This window comes from Tunicatimonas sp. (assembly GCF_049647865.1).
GTDB lineage: Bacteria > Bacteroidota > Bacteroidia > Cytophagales > Cyclobacteriaceae > Tunicatimonas.
In genome coordinates this window covers 1-2,063 of record NZ_JBARYM010000799.1, presented here as the reverse complement: position 1 = coordinate 2,063, position 2,063 = coordinate 1, and the positions used below count along the sequence as shown (strand labels likewise).

Annotated in this window: 2 protein-coding genes; both read left to right on the top strand. The window is 44.7% G+C overall.

Annotated features, from left to right (window positions below; genetic code table 11):
* The first annotated feature begins 238 nt into the window (after positions 1-238).
* Entirely contained in the window at positions 239-1,264 is a 1,026-nt protein-coding gene (locus WBA23_RS23100) for a threonine aldolase family protein (protein ID WP_424584640.1), read from the top strand.
* A gap of 110 nt (positions 1,265-1,374) precedes the next feature.
* Positions 1,375-1,947 (top strand): DinB family protein, encoded by a 573-nt coding sequence (locus WBA23_RS23095; RefSeq protein ID WP_424584639.1) that lies wholly within the window; start codon positions 1,375-1,377, stop codon positions 1,945-1,947.
* The last annotated feature ends 116 nt before the right edge of the window (positions 1,948-2,063 follow it).

Sequence of the window (2,063 nt, the reverse complement as noted above, 5' to 3'; positions counted from 1 at the left end):
CATTTCACCAGTATGATGCCGCAAGTTGAAAGTTGGTTGCGTAGCGATCAGCATTTTTTTGCTTCTGTAATTTCTACGAGTAATTTAGGATTTTATATTTTGTGTTCAAGCCGCCGTGGAACGATGTTCAAGTGTTCAGGCACTTAACTATTTATACTGTATAAACTTAACTATACCCAAACATGCGAACACACACCATAACACTATCGCACCAAAACACTATAACACTCAGAAGAATATGATTGACCTTCGTAGTGATACTGTAACCCGTCCCACTCCGGCTATGCTGGAAACTATGATGCAAGCCTCAGTGGGCGACGATGTTTTTGGAGAAGACCCCACTGTTCAAGCATTAGAGGAGAAGACCGCCCGCGTTTTTAGTATGGATGCAGGATTGTTTTGTCCTTCGGGTACAATGACGAACCAAATAGCGATTCGGGCGCAAACTCAACCCCAACAAGAGGTAGTCTGTGACCGCAATGCGCACATTTATCTTTACGAGGGCGGTGGACTGGCGTATAACTCCATGGTATCGGTACGGTTACTATCGGGAGACCGTGGTATTCTGAGCGCGGAGATGATTGAGGCGAGTATCAACCCTGATGATATTCACTTTCCTTCTACCAGTTTGGTGGCGTTAGAAAATACGATGAACAAGGGCGGTGGAGCCTGTTACACTTTAGATCGGATTGAGGCAATTGCCAACGTGTGTCAGAAACACTCACTGGCTTTGCATTTAGATGGTGCGCGAGTGTTCAATGCACTGGTAGCTACGGGAGACAATCCAGCTGAGTATGGAAAGTATTTTTCTTCTATTTCGGTTTGTCTATCCAAAGGATTAGGGGCTCCGGTAGGCTCGGTGCTGGTAGGTAGTCAAGAACTAATTAGGCAGGCGAGGCGGGTACGGAAGGTATTTGGCGGGGGAATGCGGCAAGCGGGCTACTTAGCCGCAGCGGGTATCTACGCACTAGATCATCACGTAGAGCGGTTAAAAGAAGATCACCAGCGGGCAAAACTGCTAGCGGTTGCTTTGCAGACATGTAGCTACGTAGCTTCGGTACTTCCGGTAGAGACGAATATTGTGATTGCTACTTTGCAAGATGTAACTCCTCCACAATTTTTGGCTAAACTAGAAGAAGCGGGAGTCCAAGCGGTTCCCTTCGGAAAGCAGGATGTTCGTTTCGTAACCCACCTGGATTTTTCGGATGAGCAGTTGGGAAAGGTGATAGAAGTACTGAAGAAATTAGGTCGGCAGGTGGCGTAGCACTATCAAATAAAAGCGTTGTTCCTATCAAGAAATAAATATTGTAGACGAACCTATTTTATCCAACTCCTACCTATTTGAAAGTTCTAATGAGACATAAATCATAACCTATGACGCATAGCATAAAAGCGCACCTTTATAGAATGGGCCAAACTACCAAGTTTATTACTATCTTATTTGCTGCCTGGTCTTTGGTAAGCTGTACCAATCAGTCCGATACTAGCTTGGCGAAAACAATTTTACTAGAGGAAGTAAAGAATAACCATACTACCGCCAATTGGTACGTGCCGCTGAGTACCGCGATAGAAGGGCTCACGGTGGAACAAGCAGACTGGAAAGATAGTATTGATACGCACTCAATTCGGGAATTATTATCGCACGTAGTTTTTTGGAATGAGAAAATACTAAGAGCCTTCCGAGGAGATTTAGCGGTAGACTTTAATGGCGACAATGAATCCACCTTTCAAAAGCTGGATGATCTAGATTGGAAATCGGCAGTCGATAAGTTAGATAATATTCAAACCCAATGGGAAGAAGCGGTAGAGAAGGCAACTGAGCAGCAGCTAAAAGACGGTGGTTCAGAGATTGCCAGCATGCTATCGCACATGGCTTACCATACAGGACAGATTGTATACATTAGGAAAAGAAATGGTTGGTGGCAGCCTTCGCAGGGAGTGGAATAACCCTTAATATCATAGACGAACTTTTTTACTGAACCCCCGATACCTGCATATCCAGCGTATACAGTGATTTCATGGCAGTGACAAATAGTTTCTTACGGTCTTTCCCACCGAAACAA